The sequence below is a fragment of the Streptomyces sp. HUAS YS2 genome (assembly GCF_033343995.1).
In the GTDB taxonomy this organism is placed as follows: domain Bacteria; phylum Actinomycetota; class Actinomycetes; order Streptomycetales; family Streptomycetaceae; genus Streptomyces; species Streptomyces solicathayae.
The window spans coordinates 4,508,440-4,527,552 of the sequence record NZ_CP137573.1 but is presented as its reverse complement, the minus strand read 5'-3'; the positions used below and the strand labels follow the sequence as shown (position 1 = coordinate 4,527,552).

The following is a 19,113-nucleotide window of genomic DNA, read 5'->3' as shown; positions in this document are numbered from 1 at the left end:
TCAGCAGGGGTGTTCAGGCCATCGCCAGGCCGCCGGTGCGCTGCGCCCGGGCCTCGCCCGCGCGCAGGATCAGGGCCGCCGCGCCCAGCAGCAGGGCGCTCAGGGCTGCCAGGCCGGTCAGCGGCAGGGCCAGTTCCGTGAGGGTGCGGTGTTCCAGGAGCGCGCCGCGCAGGGCGACCAGGCTGCCGGTGAGCGGGAAGACCGCGCCGACGACCTGGACGGCCGCCGGGAGGGCGAAGTTCGGCAGCCGGACGCCGGCGACGAACCAGAGCGGCTCGTCGAGGATCGTGTACAGGAACGTCGAGTCGCGCGAGAAGACCAGCAGGCTGTTCAGGAACGCGCCCCAGGCGACCGCCGGGACCAGCAGGGCCAGGAGGACGACGCCGTACATCCACCAGGCCGACACGGACAGCACGCCGAAGCCGGTCAGGGCGGCGACGGTGAAGCAGGTGAGCAGCCAGGCGTTCTGCATCAGCGCGCCCGCCCCGTTGGCGATCATGAGAGTGAGCCGGCCCGCCGGGGAGAGGAAGAGCAGTTCCAGCGTGCCGGTGGTGCGCTCGAAGGCGAAGTGCCAGGCGGACTGGACGAGCGAGAAGAAGAACGCGTACGCGAGGGTGCCCGTGGCCAGGAACGCGAGCAGGCGCTCCGGGTCGGCGGCGAGCGGCCAGTTCGCGGCGGCCGGTGAGGCGGTCGCGACGGGGCGCAGCGTGTAGTAGGTGGTGGCCAGTTGGAGCACCGGCCAGACCAGCATCGAGAAGACGACGAGGGGCTGGCCGAAGAGCCGCCGATGCTGCTTGAGCGCCTCGGCGGCGAAGATCCGCAGGGCGTGCCGGAGACCGAGACTCACTGGGCCGCCACCGCCTCCGCGCCCGCCTCGGGGGCGGCGACGACCGCGTCCCCGTCCGCCAGTCGCAGGATCGCGTCCTCCAGGCTGGCCTCGGTGATCTCCAGGCCGCCGATCGAGCCGCCCGCCTCGACGATCGCCGCGGCCAGCGGGCCTGCGATGTCGTCCGGGTGGCGCAGCACGATCGTCTCGCCGCCGCCCGGCCGGGGTTCGCGGGTCGCGCCGAAGCGGGCGGCGACGGCGGCGGTCCGCTCGTCCGGGTTCGACACGGTCACCCGGACCGTCCGGTGACTGCCGGTCGCCGTCTTCAGCTCGGCGGGGCTGCCCTGGGCGAGGTGCCGGCCCCCGGAGATCACGTACACATGGCCGCACAGCTCCTCGACCTCGGTGAGGTAGTGCGAGGTGAGCAGCACGCCCGTGCCGGCAGCGGCCAGTTCGGCGACGACCCGGCGCAGGTCGCGGGCGATCGGCGCGTCCAGGCCGAGGGTGGGCTCGTCGAGGAGCAGGTGGGCGGGGCGGTTGATCAGGCCGCGGGCGATGGCGAGGCGCTGGGTCATGCCGCGGGAGTACCGCTCGACGGCGGTGTCGGCCGCGTCCGCCAGGCCGACGAGGTCGAGGAGTTCGTCGATGCGGGTGCGCAGTTCGGCCTTGGGGACGTCGTAGAGCTGGCCGAAGTACCAGAGGTTCTCGCGGCCGGTCATGCGGGCGTAGACCATGCGCTCGCCGCCCGCGATGAGGTTGATCCTGCGGCGTACGGCGCGGGCGTCGGCGACGCTGTCGAGGCCGTCGACGGTGACCGTGCCGGCGCTGGGCCGCAGCAGGGTGGCGAGGATCTTGATGGTGGTGGTCTTGCCGGCTCCGTTGAGGCCGAGCAGGCCGGTGATCCGGCCGCGCGGGATGTCGAGGTCGAGGCCGTCGACGGCCCGCTTGACGCCGCGCGGCCCGAAGAGGCCCTTGTCCCGCACGGGGAAGTCCTTGACCAGTCCGCGGACCTGGATGCCCGTCATCGTTCAGTACGTCCTTTCCACGGCGCGGGCCTCGGCCCGCGGCAGGTACAGCAGGCCCAGGAGGAGGTAGCCGGCGGCGACGAGCACGCAGACCCCGAGCCTGGGGAGGAGGTCGGCGAGGCTCTGCCCGCCGGTGGTGGCGCCGTGCAGGACGTCCACCGCGGCGGTGGTGGGCAGCAGTTCGGCGCACCACCGGGCCCATTCGGGCAGGTAGGAGCGGGGGAAGGTGTAGCCGCCGAGCAGCCCGAGCAGGATGAAGACGGTGTTCTGCGAGATGTGCGCCTCGCCGGCCGCGATCATCAGTCCGCCGAGGCCGACGGAGAGCGCGAACACCGTGGTGACCAGGGCGAGTGCGCCGAGCAGCAGGCCGAGCGGCGAGGAGACCGGGATCGCGATGCCGAAGGCGGCGATCACGACGCCCAGGGCGAGGAACTCGACCAGGCTGCTGGTGAGCGCGAAGCCGGTGAAGCCGAGCAGGTACGGGAAGCGGCCGGCGGGCGCGACGAGCAGTGCGCCGAGGGTGCCCTCGCGCTGTTCGGTGATGAGCGCCTTGGCGGACCAGAGGATCAGCCGGACGGTGAACTGGAAGGCCGTCGCGCCGACGGCGATGTAGGCGAGGTAGGCGGTGGTGCCGGCGCCGGCGGTGAAGTCGTCGGCGACGGTGCCGGCGCCGACGGCGTGGTAGCCGAGGTAGGCGAGCGCGATGGCGAGCGCGGCGGGCAGCACCGTGCCGATCGCGTACGACCACGGATAGGCGCGGCGGGTCATCTGCCAGGTGCGCCATGCGGTTGCCCAGGCGACGGGCACGGACATCCCCCCAGGGAGTTCGACGGTGAGAGGAGTGAGTCTCTTTCAGGAACTCACTCGTGGATGAGAGAGTTTCTATCGGGAACTCACTCCGTGGCGCAAGATGGGTCCGCCGGATCCGAAGGAGACGAAGAACATGGCGCGAGCCGTACCCGACCGCGACACCGCCTGCGCCATCGCCCAGGCGGCGGCCGTCATCGGCGACTGGTGGAGCCTGCTGATCGTCCGGGAGACCGCCCGCGGCCGGCACCGCTTCGACGAGCTCCAGAGCGAGCTGGGCATCTCCCGCAAGGTCCTCACCGAGCGGCTGGCCCACCTCGTCGACAGCCACGTCCTGGACAAGGTCCCGTACCAGCAGGGTCCGGTGCGGTACGAGTACCGGCTCAGCGCGGCCGGCAGCGCACTGCTGCCCGTCCTGGTCTCGATGCAGGACTGGGCCGACCGCTGGGTCCTCGGCGACGGCGCCCTCACCGCCACCGCCGACGAGGACGCCGCCGAGACGCTCCGCGTCCACACCCTGCCGGGCACCCGGCTGCCCCGGCTCACCCTGCCCGCCCACACCGGCGGCGAGCTCGACCCGGTCGACCCGGACGCCGCCGCGACGGTCGTGTTCTGCTATCCGGCCACCGGCCGGCCCAGCCCCTTGCCCGAGGGCTGGAACGACATCCCCGGCACCGTCGGCTGCACCCTGGAGAACCGGCTGTTCCGGGACGCGCACGACACGTTCACCGCGGCCGGGGTCGCCGTACGCGGCGTCTCCACGCAGCGCCCCGACGAGCAGCGGGCCTTCGCCGCCACCGAGGAGATCCCCTTCCCGCTGCTCTCCGACACCGACACCCGCCTCACGGCCGCGCTGCGGCTGCCGACCTTCCGGGCCGGGCAGATGCTGCGGCTCAAGCGGCTGGTGCTGGTCGTGGACCGGGAGCGGACGGTCCGGCACGTCCAGTTCCCGGTCACCGACATCCCGTCGGCCGTGACCACCGCACTGGCCCTGGGCCGCGCCCTGGCGGAGGACACGGCCTGAGGACTCACGGCGACAGTCGCTCCACCCGCCAGCCCGCGCCCGGCCCCCCGGCCTCGCCCGCGCCCCCGCCGTCACCCGTCCGGACGTACCGCAGCCGGTCGTGCAGCCGGTTCTCGTGGCCCTGCCAGAACTCCACCGCCTCCGGCACCACCCGGAACCCGCCCCACTCCGGCGGCACCGGCACCTGCTCGTCCGCCGGGTAGCGCGCGGCCAGCTCCTCGTAGCGAGCCAGCAGCTCCTCGCGCGAGTCGATCACCGAGGACTGCGCGCTCGCCCAGGCGCCCAGCTGGGAGCCGTGCGGCCGGGTGCGGAAGTACGCGACCGTCTCGTCCCGCCCGGTCCGTACGGCCCTGCCGGTCACGATCACCTGGCGGGCGACCGGGTGCCAGGGGAAGAGCAGCGAGACGTACGGGTTGGCGGCCAGCTCGCCGCCCTTGCGGGACCCGTAGTTGGTGAAGAAGACGAAGCCGGCGTCGTCGTAGTGCTTGAGCAGCACCGTGCGGGAGGACGGCCGGCCGTCGGGCGTGGCCGTCGAGACGACCATCGCGTTCGGCTCGTGGATCTCGGGGTGCTCGGCCGCCTCCTCGAACCAGCGGGCGAACTGTTCGACGGGGTCCGGCGCGAGGTCCTCCACGTGCAGCTCCTTGGTGCGGTACTGCTCGCGCATGTCTGCGGGATCGAGGATGTGAGTCACGGGTCTCATCCTGCCGTAGCGCCGCGGGCCGCCCCGCATGTCGGCGCAGCAGTCTGCCCGGGACGGCGGCTCTCCAATCCTCTGTCGCCGGATCGGCGGAGTGTGCCGGATGTCACGCTTCCCCGCATCATCGGAACCGTACAGACTCTTGGGCTGGACGACTGTTACTTCCCCACGACAAGACCAGACAGCTGATTGATCATCGATCAACCACCCATCACGAGGAGCCGCCTGATGTCCGACTTCGTACCCGGACTCGAGGGAGTCGTCGCGTTCGAAACGGAGATCGCCGAACCGGACAAGGAGGGCGGCGCGCTCCGGTACCGCGGCGTCGACATCGAGGACCTGGTCGGTCATGTCTCGTTCGGCAACGTCTGGGGCCTGCTCGTCGACGGCGCGTTCAACCCCGGCCTGCCGCCGGCCGAGCCGTTCCCGATCCCGGTGCACTCCGGTGACATCCGGGTCGACGTGCAGTCCGCACTGGCCATGCTCGCCCCCGTCTGGGGCCTGCAGCCGCTGCTCGACATCACCCCCGAGCGGGCCCGCGACGACCTCGCCCGCGCGGCCGTCATGGCGCTGTCGTACGTCGCCCAGTCCGCCCGCGGTCAGGGCCTGCCGATGGTCCCGCAGAGCGAGATCGACAAAGCCGAGTCCGTCGTCGAGCGGTTCATGATCCGCTGGCGCGGCGAGCCGGACCCGAAGCACGTCAAGGCCGTCGACGCGTACTGGACGTCGGCCGCCGAGCACGGCATGAACGCCTCCACGTTCACCGCCCGCGTCATCGCCTCCACCGGCGCCGACGTCGCCGCGGCGCTGTCCGGCGCGGTGGGCGCCATGTCCGGTCCGCTGCACGGCGGCGCCCCGTCCCGCGTCCTCGGCATGATCGAGGAGATCGAGCGGACCGGCGACGCCACCGCGTACGTGAAGAAGGCCCTGGACAAGGGCGAGCGCCTGATGGGCTTCGGCCACCGCGTCTACCGCGCCGAGGACCCCCGCGCCCGCGTGCTGCGCCGCACCGCCAAGGAGCTGGCCGCGCCGCGCTTCGAGGTCGCCGAGGCGCTGGAGAAGGCCGCCCTGGAGGAGCTGCACAACCGCCGCCCGGACCGCGTCCTGGCGACGAACGTGGAGTTCTGGGCGGCGATCATGCTGGACTTCGCCGAGGTGCCGGCGCACATGTTCACCTCGATGTTCACCTGCGCCCGTACGGCCGGCTGGTCGGCGCACATCCTGGAGCAGAAGCGCACCGGCCGCCTGGTCCGCCCGTCCGCGACGTACATCGGCCCAGGCCGCCGCAGCCCTCAGGAGATCGAGGGCTACGCCGACATCGCCGGCTGAGTCTCCTGCAGGAGCAGGTCGGCGTGGTGGCGGGCGGCGACCAGCGGGTGGGCGCGCAGCTTGCCCTTCAGCTCATTGCGGCCGTACTCGGCGAACAGCGGGTTCGCCGGGTCGGCCGTGATGCCGGGGGCGTCCGAGGCGTACGGGAACGGCACCGGAGCGATCCGGGCGTCGAGCCGCGGGTTGTAGAAGAACGGCACGGAGAACCGCTCGGTCGCCCCGGGCGGGGACACCACGCGGTGGCTGGTCGCGACCAGGTAGCCGTTGGTGGCGACCTCGAGGAGCTCGCCGAGGTTCACGACGAACGCGCCGGGCAGCGGCGGCACGTCGTGGAACTTCCCGTCCTCGCGCAGCACCTGGAGCCCGCCGACCTGGTCCTGGAGCAGCAGGGTGAGGAAGCCGTAGTCCTTGTGGACGCCGACGCCCTGGTCGTCGCCGTCGCCCGAGCTGCCCGGGTAGCGCACCATCTTCAGGTGCGGATGTGCCTGGTCGCCGAAGATGTCGTCGTAGAACCGCGGCGGTGCGCCGATCGCGGCGAGCAGTTCGTGCAGCAGCCGTTCGGCGACCGCGCTGAGCCGGTCGATCCAGTTCAGGGCGGCGGTGCGCAGCTCGGGGAGCGCGGCGGGCCACTGGTTCGGGCCCTGCAGCCACCAGTACGCGGGCTCGCCGGGGCCGGGGACGTGCGCGGCGCGCTCGGCGCCTATGTCGAGCTGGTCGCGCCAGTCGCGGGAGCCGCCGGTGCGCTCGTCGCCGATCCGGGTGTAGCCGCGGAAGTGCGGCGAGTTCACGTTGTCGAGGGCGAGCCGGGCGGGCTCCGGCAGCGCGAAGAAGGCCCGCATGGCGTGCTGCAGCGCCTCGGTCTCGGCCTCGGTCACGCCGTGTCCGGTGAGCTGGAAGAAGCCGACCTGGTGCGCGGCGCTGTGCAGCTGCGCGTGCAGCAGCCGACGGGCCTGCGGTCCGCGGTCGGCGGCGGAGAGGTCGATGATGGGGAGCTGCGCGTACGACTGGGTGTGCGTCATGGTTGCATCCGCGGGGTGTACGGGTCCCGGGGCGGCCGCTACGGGGTGGGGCGGGGGCTCCGGGTGCCAGGTGGTGAAAGGGGCTCCGAGATCAGACGGAGCGCCGACAGCCCATGGCCGTGACGCGGACGAAGTCCACGTGGCGGCGGCGTACGAGCGAAAGCATGGACCCAGCGTACTGCGGCCCGCCCGAAACGCGTGTGGCGCGCGTCACGACCAGCTCCCCGCCCCTTCCGGACAGCCGGGCGGACCTTCCCCTCAGGACCCGAGGTGGTCGGACGACGCATGCCCGCACGGACCGCTCGAGCCCCCTTCGGGGCCGACGACGTTGTTCGTGCAAGCCCCGCCGTCGCCCGCGTAGTCCGAACACGCACACTCGGCGCAGGGGCTGCTGAACCAGCCGTCGGGAAGATCCACGCTCGACTCTCTCAGCATCGCCGCGCCCTCCTGCCGGGCGCTGATGACCACGAACGCGGCCTTGTTCAGGACAACGGACTGTTCGTCGGTGAGGTCTTGCCGACGCTGATGGGCAGACATGCGCTCACTCCTCATCCCGTACCCCGCGCGTACTTGAGGGCGCCCCCGCTCACATAGGCGAGGTGGGCCGTGCCGGACCCGTCGTACGCCAGGGACGGCCAGGCGGCCGGCGCCGTGTCGACGGTCTGCACTTCCCATGTGTCGTTCGCCGTGCGCACGGCGAAGCGCAGCCCGCTGTGCTCGTACGCGACCCGTAGGGCGTGGGTGGGGGTGGCCGCCGTCGAGGGCCTGGCGCCGCGCGGCACGTCGGCCGCCACGACCTCCTTGCGGGGCGGTGGTTCGTCCCGGTCGCGGATCCACACGGTGACGCACTTGTTCGTGACGTCGTAGTAGCCGACGGCATCGCGCCCGACGAGCCCAGGGGCCATGGAAGCGCACTCACCCAGGCCCGTGCCGTCGCCGACGACGTTCTTCTCCCAGGCGAACTCGCCCTGGACGGCGAGTTTGAGGCGCTGGAACTCGCCTGCACGGTCGTCGAAGTAGGCGATGCTGATCGTCTCGTCGGCGTCGAACACCAGCGACGTGTACAGACCGGCGTCGTGCGGGGAGTCGGGGTTGTCGACTTCCTTCACATGCCCCTTCCACGTCACGTGCCCGTCGTCGTCGGGAACCTTCGCCGCGTATCCCAACCCGGTGTGGAACATGTCGTGGTAGGCGAGGTGTGGGGTGTCCTTGAGGCCGCTGCCGAAGCGGTCGGGGTGCAGGCCCAGCGAGATGTGGCGGGCGCCGCGCGGATGGATCCCGCCCTGGGTCGGGACCTCCTCGAAGGACCACGCGCCGTTCCGGACACCGTAGATCAGGTGGTCGTCGCCGAGATCCCGGTAAGCGATGTGGGGGTTTCCCTGGGAGTCGAGGGCCAGGCAAACCCTGTCGTCGTCGCCTCCCGCGTCGTTGCCGGCCGGCAGGGTCTCACGGACCCATCCGGCCGCCTCCTTGCGGGCGTACTTGATACGGCCCGTGGAGTCGGTGTACACGATGTGCGGCACACCGGTCCTGCTGAGTGCCAAGGTGAGCTGTCCTCTCACCGAGGCGGGGTCCACCGTTTCCTTCTGGAACGTGACAGCCATATGTCCCACGCTAAGCCCGGGCATCCCCGCGCGCCCGCCGAAGCGTCGCCGGGCGCAGACACCGGGCCACGAGCGTGTCGCGTCTCCTGCAGTGCTTATCCCAGCGCCTCGTCGACCAGCGTGGCCCACTGGGCCACCACCCTGGCCCGGCGGGCCGAGTCGTCGGTGAGGAGGGTGGCGAGCCCCAGGCCGCGGGCCATGTCGAGGAGGCCCTGGACGGTCTCGCGGACACCGGGGACGGACTCGTCGGCGCCGAGGAGTCCGACGGCGATGCGGTGGGACTCGCGGCCGACCCGGGCCTCGAGCTCGGTGACCCGGGCCCGGAGCTGGTCCTCGTTGGAGGCGGCGACCCACAGGTGGAGCGCGGCCCGGAACAGCGGGCCGGTGTACAGGTCCACGACGGCGGCGACGACCTCGCGGCGGTCCCGCGCGGCCACGGACTTCAGGGCCTGCGAGCGTTCCTCGGCGACGTACTCGACGGCCGCGGTGAACAGGTCCTCGCGGGTCGGGAAGTGGTGCTGGGCCGCGCCGCGCGAGACCCCGGCCCGCTCGGCGACGACCGAGACCGTGGAGCCCGCCCAGCCGTACTCGGCCAGGCAGGCCACCGCGGCCTCCAGGAGCCGCTGCCGGGTGGCGCGGCTCCTGTCCTGCTTGGGTGCGGTCACAGCCGCCATTCGGGGTCCCGTCGTTCGAACAACGCCGTCATGCCCTCGCGCGCCTCCGCGGAGGCGAACAGCGTCGCCGATCGCTGGACGAGATCTTCCGCGTCGCGCTCGAAAGCCTCCAGGACTCTAGCCGTGAGCAGTCGTTTCGCCTCCCGCAGCCCCTGCGGCGAGGCTCCCCGCAGGCCGTCGAGGACGGCCTCCAGGTCGGTGTCGGGGGCGGTCACCAGGCCCATCGCGACCGCCTCCGCCAGACCGAACCGCTCTCCGGTCAGGTAGTACCGGGAGGCCGCCCGCGGCTCCAGCTTCGGCAGCAGCGTCAGCGAGATCACCGCGGGCGCCACCCCGATCCGGACCTCCGTGAGCGCGAAGTCCGACCGCTCCGACGCGACGACCACGTCGCACGCGCCGAGCAGCCCGAGCCCGCCGGCCCGTACGTGTCCGTCGACGACGCCGACCACCGGCTTCGGCAGCTCCACGATCTGCCGCATCAACTCCACGTAGGCGTACGGGCTGGGCGGCGCCTTCAGGTCCGCGCCCGCGCTGAACGTGTTGCCGGTGTGGGTCAGCACCACCGCCCGCACGGCCGGGTCCTTCGCGCACGCCTTCAGGCCGTCCGCGAGCCCGGCGACCAGGGCCGCCGAGAGCGCGTTGCGGTTGGCCGGCGAGTCCAGGGTCAGCGTGGCGATGCCGCGCTCCAGCTTCATGCGCGCTCCCTCGGTGTCATTCGCGCTCCCTCAGTTCACGGCGGAGGATCTTCCCGGACGCCGCCTTCGGCACCGCGTCGATGAACTCCACCCGACGGACCTTCTTGTACGGGGATACCTGCCCGGCCACGAACGCGATCACGTCCGCCTCGGACAGCCCGTCGGCGCCCGGCTGCCGCACCACGTACGCCTTCGGGACCTCGTTGCCGTCCTCGTCCGGCACCCCGATCACCGCCGCGTCCGCGACGCCCTCGTGGGTGAGCAGCAGCGCCTCCAGCTCGGCCGGGGCGACCTGGAAGCCCTTGTACTTGATGAGTTCCTTGACCCGGTCGACGACGTACAGCCAGCCGTCCTCGTCGACCCGGCCGATGTCGCCGGTGTGCAGCCAGCCGTCCTCGTCGATCATCGCGGCGGTGGCGTCGGGCCGGCCGAAGTAGCCCTTCATGACCTGCGGGCCGCGGATGGCGACCTCGCCCTCCTCCCCCGCGGCGGCGTCCTTCGAAGGGTCGTCGAGGGACAGGATGCGCATCTCGGTGGAGGGCAGCAGCTTGCCGACCGTGCCCGGTGGCGGGTTCTCGGCGGTCAGCGGGACGACGTGGGTGCCGGGCGACAGCTCGGTCATCCCGTACGCCTGCCGGACCGGCAGCCCGAGCCGCGCCGCGCACGCCTCGGCGAGCGACGCGTCGAGCGGGGCGGCGGCGCTGACGATGTACTCCAGCGACGACAGGTCGTACTGCGCGACGGCCGGGTGCTTGGCGAGCGCGAGGACGATCGGCGGGGCGACGTACAGGCCGTGGATGCGGTGCTCCTGGATCGCCCCGAGGAACTGGTCGAGGTCGAAGCGGGGCAGCACGACGACGGTGGCGCCCTTGCGCAGCGGGGCGTTCATGAGGGCGGTGAGCCCGTAGATGTGGAAGAACGGCAGGACGGCGAGGATCCGGTGGCCCGGGTCCATCGTGATGAACGGTTCGAGCTGGGCCAGGTTGGTGCCGATGGAACGGTGGGTCAGCATCACGCCCTTGGGCACTCCGGTGGTGCCGGAGGAGTACGGCAGCGCGGCGATGTCCTCGGCCGGGTCGATCGCGATCTGCGGGTCGGGCGCGGTGGAGGCCAGGAAGGACTGCAGCGACCGGTGGTCGTCCGAGGTGTCGCAGACGAATATCTCCTGGACGCCGCCCGCGATCTCGGCCGCCCGGCGGGCCGTCTCCGCGAGCGGTGAGACGGTGACGATCCAGCGGGCGGAGGAGTCCCGCAGCTGCTTGCCGAACTCCTCCGCCGTGGCCAGCGGGTGGATCGTGGTGACGGACGCGCCGGCCCGGGTCGCCGCGTAGAACGCGATCGGGAACAGCACGGTGTTGGGGCTGTGCAGCGCGAGCACGTCGCCCTTGCGGACGCCCGCCTCGGCGAGACCGGCGGCGACCCGCCGGTGGAACGCGTCGACCTGGGCGTACGTGAGGGTGAGCGCCCCGGGCCCGCCGGACCCGTCGATCAGCGCCGGGGCGTCGCCGCGCCCGGCGGCCTCGCCGAGGACCGCGTCGTGGATCGGGAGGGACAGGGCCGGAACGTCCGCGTACTCGCTGTTGAACACCATGCGTGCCCCCTGGGAGTGGGATGAGTGGCGCCGGAACTCGTGGGCGTCAGAATCCCCCCTGTCAGTACGACTTGGGGAGACCCAGGGACTGGTGGGACACGAAGTTCAGGATCATCTCCCGGCTGACCGGCGCGATCCGGGCGACGCGGGCGGCCGTGATCAGGCGGGCGAGGCCGAACTCCTTGGTGAGGCCGTTGCCGCCGAGGGTGTGCACGGCCTGGTCGACTGCCTTCACGCAGGCCTCGGCGGCGGCGTACTTGGCCATGTTGGCGGCCTCGCCCGCGCCCATGTCGTCGCCCGCGTCGTACAGCGCGGCGGCCTTCTGCATCATCAGCCGGGCCAGCTCGAGCTCGATGTGGGCCTGGGCGAGCGGGTGCGCGACGGCCTGGTGGGCGCCGATCGGGGACTTCCAGACCTGGCGCTCCTTGGCGTACTTCACGGCCTGCGCGAGCGCGTAGCGGCCCATGCCGATCGCGAACGCGGCGGTCATGATGCGCTCCGGGTTGAGCCCGGCGAAGAGCTGGAGCAACCCGGCGTCCTCGTCGCCGACGAGGGCGTCGGCGGGCAGGTGGACGTCGTCGAGGGTCAGCTCGAACTGCTTCTCCTCGGCGCGGAGTTCCATCTCGATGTGGCGGCGCCCGAACCCGGGGGTGTCGCGCGGCACGATGAAGAGGCAGGCCTTGAGGTTGCCGGTGCGGGCGTCCGACGTGCGGCCCACGATCAGGGTCGCGTCGGCGATGTCGACGCCGGAGACGAACACCTTGCGGCCGTTCAGGACCCAGCCGTCCTCGGTGCGGGTGGCGGTGGTGGTGATGCGGTGCGAGTTGGAGCCGGCGTCGGGCTCGGTGATGCCGAAGGCCATGGTGCGGGAGCCGTCGGCGAGGCCGGGGAGCCATTCCCGCTTCTGCTCCTCGGTGCCGAAGCGGGAGATGACCGTGCCGCAGATGGCGGGCGAGACGACCATCATCAGCAGCGGCGCGCCGGCGGCGCCGGCCTCCTCCAGGACGATGGACAGTTCGGCCATGCCGCCGCCCCCGCCGCCGTACTCCTCGGGCAAATTCACCCCGAGGTAGCCGAGCTTGCCGGCCTCCGCCCACAGGGTGGCCCGGTCGAAGCCGGGACCGTGGCGGTGGCCGAGCGCGGAGACGGCGGCGCGGAGCGCGGTGTGCTCGGGGCTCTCGATGAGGCTGCTGGTCACTGCTGTTCCTCCTGTACGACGGCGAGCAGGGCACCGACCTCGACCTGGCGGCCGGGGACGGCGTGGAGCGCGGTGAGCGTGCCGGAGGCGGGTGAAGCGATGCGGTGCTCCATCTTCATGGCCTCCAGCCAGAGCAGGGGCTGCCCGGCGGTGACCCGGTCGCCGGGCGCGAGGCCGTCGGCGACGCGGACGACGGTGCCGGGCATGGGCGCGAGGAGCGACCCGGGTTCCCGCTGGTCGGCGGGGTCGGTGAAGCGGGGGCGGGCGGCGAGCCGGTGCGGGCCGACGTGGACGGTGCCGTCCGGGTACATGGCGACGTCGAAGTCCCTTACGACGCCGTCGACTTCGAGCCGGACCCGGTCGGGAGCGGCGGCGACGACGCGTACGCCCTCGGGCGCGGTGACGACGGGCCCCCGGCGCCCGTGCCGGTACCGCACCTCGTGCTCCCCGTAGGCCTTCACCTGGTCCTGCGAGGCGAGGTTCCGCCACCCGCCGCCGAACCGCCCGGCGTTGCGCGCCGCGTCGGAGAGCGCCGCGGCGACGGCGGCGTACACGGCGCCGCCCCGGGGGCGGGTCAGCGCGTCCAGGTTCCGCCCGTAGAACCCCGTACCGAGCCGGGCGGGGTCCCGGAACTCCGGGTGCCGCAGCGAGGTGACGAGCAGGTCCCGGTTGGTGACGGGACCGTGCACGGCGGCCCGGTCGAGCACGTGCGCCAGCTTCCGCACGGCCTCGTCCCGCGTGGCCGCGTGCACGACGATCTTCGCGAGCATGGCGTCGTAGTGCACGGGGATGACGTCCCCGGAGGCGTAACCGGTGTCGACGCGGACGACCACCCCTTGTGGGTGCGTTCCGCTCAAGGGCCCCGCGTCACCACGTCCAGGGAACTCCAGGCGGTGCAGGACCCCGGTCTGGGGCGTCCACCCGGAGGCGGGGTCCTCCGCGTAGAGCCGGGCCTCGATCGCGTGGCCGCTCGGCAGCGGCGGATCGGCGGGCAGCGGCGTGCCTTCCGCGACCGCCAGCTGCAACGCGACGAGGTCGACCCCGTACACCTCCTCCGTCACCGGGTGCTCCACCTGAAGCCGCGTGTTCATCTCCAGGAAGTGCGCGCGGCCGTCCGCGACCAGGAACTCCACCGTGCCCGCGCCCACGTACCCGACCGCCTTCGCGGCCGTCGCGGAGCGCTCGTACAACTCGTCGACGAGCGCGGCCGGCAGGCCGGGCGCGGGGGCCTCCTCGATGACCTTCTGGTGACGCCGCTGGAGCGAGCAGTCGCGGGTGCCGAGCGTCCAGACCGTGCCGTGCGCGTCGGCGAGGACCTGCACCTCCACGTGCCGGCCGTCCTCCACGTACGGCTCGACGAACACCTCGCCGTCCCCGAACGCGCTCGCCGCCTCCGCCGAGGCGGCGGCCAGCTCGCCCCTCAGCGCGTCCAGGTCGCGGACGATCCGCATCCCGCGCCCGCCGCCGCCCGCCGCCGCCTTCACCAGGACCGGCAGGTCCGCGTCCGTCACGTCGCCGGCCGCCAGCGGCGCGATGCCCATCAGTTCCTTCGCCCGGGTCTTCGAGGCCATCGCCTCGATCGCCTCCGGCGGCGGCCCGATCCACACCAGGCCCGCGTCCCGCACGGCCCGTGCGAAGTCCGCGTTCTCGGAGAGGAATCCGTACCCCGGGTGCACCGCGTCCGCGCCGGCCGCGAGCGCCGCGGCGACCACCAGGTCGCCGCGCAGGTACGTGTCCGCGGACGCCGCCCCCGGCAGCCGTACCGACGCGTCGGCCTCGCGTACGTGCAGGGCGTCCGCGTCCGCGTCGGAGTACACGGCGACGGTCGCGATGCCCAGCTCGCGGCAGGTCCGGAAGACCCGGCAGGCGATCTCGCCGCGGTTCGCGACAAGGACAGTGGAGATCATCGGAGCAGCCCTCACATTCGGAAGACGCCGAAGCCGCCGCGCGCGCCCTCGACCGGTGCCGTGTGGATCGCGGACAGGCACAGCCCGAGGACCGTGCGGGTGTCGCGGGGGTCGATCACGCCGTCGTCGTACAGCCGCCCGGACAGGAACATCGGCAGCGACTCGGACTCGATCTGCGCCTCGACCATCGCGCGCAGCCCGGCGTCCGCCTCGTCGTCGTACGGCTGCCCCTTCGCTGCGGCCGAGGCGCGCGCGACGATCGACAGCACGCCGGCGAGCTGCTGCGGGCCCATGACGGCGGACTTGGCGCTCGGCCAGGCGAACAGGAACCGCGGGTCGTAGGCCCGACCGCACATGCCGTAGTGCCCGGCGCCGTACGACGCGCCCATCAGCACCGACAGATGCGGGACCTTCGAGTTCGACACCGCGTTGATCATCATCGCGCCGTGCTTGATGATGCCGCCCTGCTCGTACTCCTTGCCGACCATGTAGCCGGTGGTGTTGTGCAGGAAGAGCAGCGGGATGTCGCGCTGGTTGGCGAGCTGGATGAACTGGGCCGCCTTCTGCGACTCGGCGCTGAACAGCACGCCCTGAGCGTTGGCGAGGATGCCGACGGGGTAGCCGTGCAGCGACGCCCAGCCGGTGACCAGGCTCGGCCCGTACAGCGGCTTGAACTCGTCGAAGTCCGAGCCGTCGACGATCCGGGCGATGACCTCGCGCGGGTCGAACGGGGTCTTCAGGTCGCCGGGCACGATGCCGAGGAGTTCGTCCTCGTCGTACTTGGGCGGAGCGGATGCGAGGGGATCCGGGTGCGCCTTGCGGTGGTTGAGCCGGGCGACGATCCGGCGGGCCTGGCGCAGCGCGTCCGCCTCGTCGACGGCGTAGTGGTCGGCGAGGCCCGAGACGCGCGCGTGCATCTCCGCGCCGCCGAGCGACTCGTCGTCGCTCTCCTCGCCGGTCGCCATCTTCACCAGCGGCGGACCGCCGAGGAAGACCTTCGACCGCTCCTTGATCATCACGGTGTGGTCGGACATGCCGGGCACGTACGCGCCGCCCGCCGTGGAGTTGCCGAAGACGACCGCGATGGTCGGGATGCCGGCCGCCGAGAGCCGGGTGATGTCCCGGAACAGCCCGCCGCCCGGGATGAAGATCTCCTTCTGGGACGGCAGGTCAGCGCCGCCGGACTCGACGAGCGCGATGCACGGCAGCCGGTTCGCGTACGCGATCTCGTTGGCCCGCAGCGCCTTCTTCAGCGTCCACGGGTTCGAGGCCCCGCCGCGCACGGTCGGGTCGTTGGCGGTGATCAGACACTCGACGCCCTCGACGACGCCGATGCCGGTGACGATCGACGCGCCGACCGGGTAGTCGCTGCCCCAGGCGGCGAGCGGCGACAGCTCCAGGAACGGCGTGTCCGGGTCGATCAGCAGCTCGATCCGCTCGCGGGCGAGCATCTTGCCGCGCTTGCGGTGCCGTTCGGTGTACTTCTCACCGCCGCCCGCGAGCGCCGTGGCGTGCTCGGTGTCGAGCGCGGCGAGCTTGTCCAGCATGGCGGCGCGGTGCGCGGCGTAGTCGGGTCCGGCCGTGTCGAGGGCCGAGGCGAGCACGGTCACAGGAGGTCCTCCGGTACGTCGAGGGCGCGGGAACGGAGCCATTCGCCGAGCGCCTTGGCCTGGGGGTCGAAGCGGGCCTGCGAGGCGACGCCCTGGCCGAGCAGCCCGGCGACGGTGAAGTTGACCGCGCGCAGGTTCGGCAGGAGGTGGCGTACGACGGTCAGCTCCGCGGTCTCCGGCAGGAGTGCGCGGAACCGGTCCTCGGTGAGGGTGTGCGCGAGCCAGCGCCAGGCCGCGTCGGTCCGCACCCAGACGCCGACGTTCGCGTCGCCGCCCTTGTCGCCGCTGCGGGCTCCGGCGACGAGGCCGAGCGGCACCCGCCGGGTCGGCCCTGCGGGCTGGGGTTCGGGCAGGTCGGGCGTGGGGACGGGCTCCAGCTCGCGGGTGTGCGCCGGTACGGGGATCGGCTGCCGGGTCCCGTCGGGCAGCACGGCCGTGTGCGCGACGTCCGCGGCCGGTACGTACACGGCCTCGAAGACCCCGTACGGCGCGCCCTTCCCCGGCGGGGCGGTGACGTGGAAGCCGGGGTAGCTGGCGAGCGCCAGCTCGATCGCCGCGCCGGACAGCGAGCGCCCGACGGCCTCGGGGTCCTGGTCGCGCACGACGAGCCGGAGCAGGGCGCTGGCGGTCTCCTCGGTGTCCGCGTCGGGCCGGTCGGTCCGGGCGAGTTCCCATCGGACGTCCGCCGGGCGGGACTTGGCGCGGCCGAAGGCGTCCTCGACCTGGTCCTGCACCAACTGTGCCTTGGCCTCGACGTCGAGACCGGTGAGCACGAAGACGACCTCGTTGCGGAAGCCGCCGAGCCGGGTGCGGCCGGCCTTGAGTGCGGGTGGCGGGGCCTCGCCGCGCACTCCGTCGATCCGAACCCGGTCGGGGCCGTCCTGGGTGAGCCGTACGGTGTCGAGCCGGGCGGTCACGTCGGGCCCCGCGTACCGGGCGCCGGCCGTCTCGTACAGCAGCTGCGCGGTGACGGTGCCGACGTCGACGAGGCCGCCGGTGCCGGGCTGCTTGGTGATCACGCAGCTGCCGTCCTCGTGCAGCTCGGCGACGGGGAAGCCGGGGCGCCTGACGTCGTGCCCGGTGAAGAAGGAGTAGTTGCCGCCGGTGGCCTGCGTACCGCACTCCAGCACGTGCCCGGCGACGACCGCGCCGGCCAGCCGGTCGTACTCCTCCGGGCCCCAGCCGAAGTGCCACTGCGCGGGCCCGGTGACGAGCGCGGCGTCGGTGACCCGGCCGGTGACGACGACGTCCGCGCCGGCGGCGAGGCATGCGGCGATCCCGGCGCCGCCGAGGTAGGCGTTCGCGGTCAGCACCCCGTCCCCGGCGGGGAGCTGGTCGCCCTCGACATGGGCGACGCGGGTGGGCAGGCCGAGCCGCTCGGCGAGGGCGCGCAGCGCGTCGGCGAGCCCGGCGGGGTTGAGCCCGCCGGCGTTGGTGACGATGCGGACGCCGCGCTCGTGGGCGAGGCCGAGCCCCTCCTCCATCTGCCGGAGGAAGGTCTTCGCGTAGCCGGTGGCCGGGTCCTTCAGGCGGTCGCGGCCGAGGATGAGCATGGTCAACTCGGCGAGGTAGTCGCCGGTGAGGACGTCGAGCTCGCCACCGGTGAGCAACTCGCGAACGGCGTCGAAGCGGTCGCCGTAGAAGCCGGAGGCGTTGCCGATGCGGAGGGCCATCAGGGGGTGCCTTTCGGATCAGGCCGGATCAGGGAGCGGCGTCTGGTGCACTGCGCTCGCTGCGCTCGCTCCGTCTCGGCTCCCTGATTCGTCCTTCGGATGCCGAGCGCGATCGCAAGGCGGAGGAGGGAGCCGACGCGGAGCGTCGGCGACTGACGACAACGCGGCGTGGGGGTGCCGCCCGTGCCCGAAGGGCTACGGGGGAGTGCGTGCCAGGCGCCGCGAGCCCGGCATGATCCGGAAGGCACCCCCTAGCCCTCCTTGGGTGTGCGGCCGGGGCCGGCGGGACCGGCGAAGGCCTGCGCGATGTCGAGCCACTGCTCGGCGTCGCCGCCGTGCGCGACGAGGGCGGTGTCGGCGCGGTGCACCCGCTGGGTGACGAGGAGGCAGAAGTCGAGGGCGGGCCCGGTGATCCGCTGGGCGGCGTCCTCGGGTCCGTACGCCCACTGCTCGCCGTCGGGGCCGGTCAGCTCGATGCGGAACGGCGCGGCAGGCGGGGTGAGGCCGCGGACGAGGTACGCGTAGTCGCGGGCGCGCAGGCCGATCCAGGCGACGTGGCGGAGCCGGGCGGTGGGGCGGCGGACGACGCCGAGGGCGTCGGCGATGTCCTGGCCGTGCGCCCAGGTCTCCATCAGGCGCGCGGTGCCCATGGACAGGGCGCTCATCGGCGGCCCGTACCAGGGGAAACGGCTGCCGGGCGGGGCCGCGCGCAGCACGTCCTGGAGCCGCTCGCGGACCTCGCGCCACTGGGCGAGGAGTTCGGCGGGCGGGAGGGCGGCGCCCTCCTCGGCCCCCTGGTCGACGAAGCCGCCGGGGTCGGCGAGCGCCTTCTCCGTCTCGGCGGCGAAGGCGTCGGCGTCGGTGGCGGCGAGCAGGGCGGCCCGGTCGGTCCAGGCGAGGTGGGCGATCTGGTGAGCGATCGTCCAGCCCGGGGCGGGGGTGGGCGTGGCCCATCCGGCGTCGTCCAGCGTGGCGACGAGCCGGTCGACCTCCTCGCTCTCGCTGCGCAGATCGTCGAGGACGACGGCAGGGTCGGACACGGTGCGCTCCCCTCGGCAGGGTGGGACACGGGCGTGTGCCGAGGAGCATGGCAGCGCGGCGAGAAACAATCAAGCATGCTTGCTTTATTGACTGGTCAGGTCGTGGCGCGGCGCGGCCGGGGCACGAGCTCGCCACCGCAGTTGGGGCACACGTCGTCCATGGCCTCGCTGCAGGCCACGCAGAAGGTGCACTCGTACGTGCAGATCCGGGCGGGGCCGTCGGCGGGCAGGGTCGTCTTCTCGCAGCGTTCGCAGATCTCGCGCATTTCCAGAGCCATGGCTCGATCCTGGCCGTGCGCGGCCCGCAGGACAGCCCGCATCCGGGCCGAAGATCGCCAGGATCGGGCCGGGACGGGGAGCCCGGGCCCTGCGGGGATCCGGACCCGGGCAG

General features: G+C 72.9%; 18 protein-coding genes. 2 read left to right on the top strand and 16 right to left on the bottom strand.

The window, feature by feature from the left end:
• Nucleotides 1-13: 13 nt before the first annotated feature.
• Genes R2D22_RS20980 through R2D22_RS20970 form a run of 3 tightly spaced genes read right to left on the bottom strand, consistent with a single transcriptional unit; the run spans nucleotide 14 to nucleotide 2,664 of the window.
• The gene (locus R2D22_RS20980) at nucleotides 14-847 is read right to left on the bottom strand and encodes an ABC transporter permease (protein ID WP_318105858.1); all 834 of its coding nucleotides are present in this window, start codon (nucleotides 845-847) and stop codon (nucleotides 14-16) included.
• The gene (locus R2D22_RS20975; protein WP_318105857.1) at nucleotides 844-1,851 is read right to left on the bottom strand and encodes an ABC transporter ATP-binding protein; all 1,008 of its coding nucleotides are present in this window, start codon (nucleotides 1,849-1,851) and stop codon (nucleotides 844-846) included. Before R2D22_RS20975 ends, R2D22_RS20980 begins: the two co-directional genes overlap by 4 nt.
• Before the next feature lie 3 nt (nucleotides 1,852-1,854).
• The gene (locus R2D22_RS20970) at nucleotides 1,855-2,664 is read right to left on the bottom strand and encodes an ABC transporter permease (protein WP_318105855.1); all 810 of its coding nucleotides are present in this window, start codon (nucleotides 2,662-2,664) and stop codon (nucleotides 1,855-1,857) included.
• Nucleotides 2,665-2,794: 130 nt separating this feature from the next.
• Here R2D22_RS20970 and R2D22_RS20965 point away from each other — a divergent pair, with 130 nt between their 5' ends.
• Nucleotides 2,795-3,682, top strand: coding sequence for a winged helix-turn-helix transcriptional regulator (locus tag R2D22_RS20965; protein WP_318105854.1), 888 nt, complete (start codon nucleotides 2,795-2,797; stop codon nucleotides 3,680-3,682).
• 4 nt (nucleotides 3,683-3,686) lie between these two features.
• On the opposite strand, the gene pdxH is transcribed toward R2D22_RS20965, so the two are convergent.
• Complete coding sequence (gene pdxH, locus R2D22_RS20960; RefSeq protein WP_318109894.1) at nucleotides 3,687-4,349, bottom strand: pyridoxamine 5'-phosphate oxidase; 663 nt, start codon at nucleotides 4,347-4,349, stop codon at nucleotides 3,687-3,689.
• Nucleotides 4,350-4,610: 261 nt separating this feature from the next.
• Between pdxH and R2D22_RS20955 the strand changes: the two genes are divergently transcribed.
• The gene (locus tag R2D22_RS20955) at nucleotides 4,611-5,711 is read left to right on the top strand and encodes a citrate synthase 2 (protein WP_318105851.1); all 1,101 of its coding nucleotides are present in this window, start codon (nucleotides 4,611-4,613) and stop codon (nucleotides 5,709-5,711) included.
• Here the strand turns inward: R2D22_RS20955 and R2D22_RS20950 are convergent.
• From R2D22_RS20950 to R2D22_RS20895, 12 genes are all read right to left on the bottom strand, one after another.
• Nucleotides 5,690-6,730 carry an isopenicillin N synthase family dioxygenase gene (locus tag R2D22_RS20950; RefSeq protein WP_318105849.1) on the bottom strand — a complete coding sequence of 347 codons (1,041 nt, stop codon included), beginning with the start codon at nucleotides 6,728-6,730 and terminating at the stop codon, nucleotides 5,690-5,692. The genes R2D22_RS20955 and R2D22_RS20950 overlap by 22 nt on opposite strands.
• Nucleotides 6,731-6,988: 258 nt before the next feature.
• The gene (locus R2D22_RS20945; protein ID WP_318105847.1) at nucleotides 6,989-7,267 is read right to left on the bottom strand and encodes a DUF6422 family protein; all 279 of its coding nucleotides are present in this window, start codon (nucleotides 7,265-7,267) and stop codon (nucleotides 6,989-6,991) included.
• Nucleotides 7,268-7,278: 11 nt separating this feature from the next.
• Nucleotides 7,279-8,334, bottom strand: a complete 1,056-nt coding sequence (locus R2D22_RS20940; protein ID WP_318105845.1) for a hypothetical protein — start codon at nucleotides 8,332-8,334, stop codon at nucleotides 7,279-7,281.
• A 95-nt stretch (nucleotides 8,335-8,429) separates the two neighbouring features.
• Nucleotides 8,430-9,008: a TetR/AcrR family transcriptional regulator gene (locus R2D22_RS20935; protein ID WP_318105843.1), complete on the bottom strand. Its 579-nt coding sequence runs from the start codon at nucleotides 9,006-9,008 to the stop codon at nucleotides 8,430-8,432.
• The gene (locus R2D22_RS20930) at nucleotides 8,996-9,703 is read right to left on the bottom strand and encodes an enoyl-CoA hydratase family protein (RefSeq protein WP_318105841.1); all 708 of its coding nucleotides are present in this window, start codon (nucleotides 9,701-9,703) and stop codon (nucleotides 8,996-8,998) included. The genes R2D22_RS20935 and R2D22_RS20930 overlap by 13 nt, the downstream gene beginning before the upstream one ends.
• 16 nt (nucleotides 9,704-9,719) lie before the next feature.
• Nucleotides 9,720-11,294 (bottom strand): 4-coumarate--CoA ligase family protein, encoded by a 1,575-nt coding sequence (locus R2D22_RS20925; protein ID WP_318105839.1) that lies wholly within the window; start codon nucleotides 11,292-11,294, stop codon nucleotides 9,720-9,722.
• Between the two features lie 61 nt (nucleotides 11,295-11,355).
• The gene (locus R2D22_RS20920; protein ID WP_318105838.1) at nucleotides 11,356-12,492 is read right to left on the bottom strand and encodes an acyl-CoA dehydrogenase family protein; all 1,137 of its coding nucleotides are present in this window, start codon (nucleotides 12,490-12,492) and stop codon (nucleotides 11,356-11,358) included.
• Entirely contained in the window at nucleotides 12,489-14,399 is a 1,911-nt protein-coding gene (locus R2D22_RS20915; RefSeq protein ID WP_318105836.1) for an ATP-binding protein, read from the bottom strand. The genes R2D22_RS20920 and R2D22_RS20915 overlap by 4 nt, the downstream gene beginning before the upstream one ends.
• Before the next feature lie 11 nt (nucleotides 14,400-14,410).
• Entirely contained in the window at nucleotides 14,411-16,009 is a 1,599-nt protein-coding gene (locus tag R2D22_RS20910; protein WP_318105834.1) for an acyl-CoA carboxylase subunit beta, read from the bottom strand.
• Entirely contained in the window at nucleotides 16,006-17,682 is a 1,677-nt protein-coding gene (locus tag R2D22_RS20905; protein ID WP_318105831.1) for an acyclic terpene utilization AtuA family protein, read from the bottom strand. Before R2D22_RS20905 ends, R2D22_RS20910 begins: the two co-directional genes overlap by 4 nt.
• 251 nt (nucleotides 17,683-17,933) lie before the next feature.
• Nucleotides 17,934-18,722: a TIGR03084 family metal-binding protein gene (locus R2D22_RS20900; protein WP_318105829.1), complete on the bottom strand. Its 789-nt coding sequence runs from the start codon at nucleotides 18,720-18,722 to the stop codon at nucleotides 17,934-17,936.
• A gap of 95 nt (nucleotides 18,723-18,817) precedes the next feature.
• Nucleotides 18,818-19,000 (bottom strand): DUF1272 domain-containing protein, encoded by a 183-nt coding sequence (locus R2D22_RS20895; RefSeq protein ID WP_318105827.1) that lies wholly within the window; start codon nucleotides 18,998-19,000, stop codon nucleotides 18,818-18,820.
• Between the last annotated feature and the right edge of the window lie 113 nt (nucleotides 19,001-19,113).

Bases quoted from the DNA above. Each gene is read 5' to 3' on its own strand.
- R2D22_RS20975 (WP_318105857.1), bottom strand. From the start codon at position 1,851: ATGACGGGCATCCAGGTCCGCGGACTGGTCAAGGACTTCCCCGTGCGG.
- R2D22_RS20970 (WP_318105855.1), bottom strand. From the start codon at position 2,664: ATGTCCGTGCCCGTCGCCTGGGCAACCGCATGGCGCACCTGGCAGATG.
- R2D22_RS20965 (WP_318105854.1), top strand. From the start codon at position 2,795: ATGGCGCGAGCCGTACCCGACCGCGACACCGCCTGCGCCATCGCCCAG.
- pdxH (WP_318109894.1), bottom strand. From the start codon at position 4,349: ATGCGCGAGCAGTACCGCACCAAGGAGCTGCACGTGGAGGACCTCGCG.
- R2D22_RS20955 (WP_318105851.1), top strand. From the start codon at position 4,611: ATGTCCGACTTCGTACCCGGACTCGAGGGAGTCGTCGCGTTCGAAACG.
- R2D22_RS20950 (WP_318105849.1), bottom strand. From the start codon at position 6,730: ATGACGCACACCCAGTCGTACGCGCAGCTCCCCATCATCGACCTCTCC.
- R2D22_RS20945 (WP_318105847.1), bottom strand. From the start codon at position 7,267: ATGTCTGCCCATCAGCGTCGGCAAGACCTCACCGACGAACAGTCCGTT.
- R2D22_RS20940 (WP_318105845.1), bottom strand. From the start codon at position 8,334: ATGGCTGTCACGTTCCAGAAGGAAACGGTGGACCCCGCCTCGGTGAGA.
- R2D22_RS20935 (WP_318105843.1), bottom strand. From the start codon at position 9,008: ATGGCGGCTGTGACCGCACCCAAGCAGGACAGGAGCCGCGCCACCCGG.
- R2D22_RS20930 (WP_318105841.1), bottom strand. From the start codon at position 9,703: ATGAAGCTGGAGCGCGGCATCGCCACGCTGACCCTGGACTCGCCGGCC.
- R2D22_RS20925 (WP_318105839.1), bottom strand. From the start codon at position 11,294: ATGGTGTTCAACAGCGAGTACGCGGACGTTCCGGCCCTGTCCCTCCCG.
- R2D22_RS20915 (WP_318105836.1), bottom strand. From the start codon at position 14,399: ATGATCTCCACTGTCCTTGTCGCGAACCGCGGCGAGATCGCCTGCCGG.
- R2D22_RS20905 (WP_318105831.1), bottom strand. From the start codon at position 17,682: ATGGCCCTCCGCATCGGCAACGCCTCCGGCTTCTACGGCGACCGCTTC.
- R2D22_RS20895 (WP_318105827.1), bottom strand. From the start codon at position 19,000: ATGGCTCTGGAAATGCGCGAGATCTGCGAACGCTGCGAGAAGACGACC.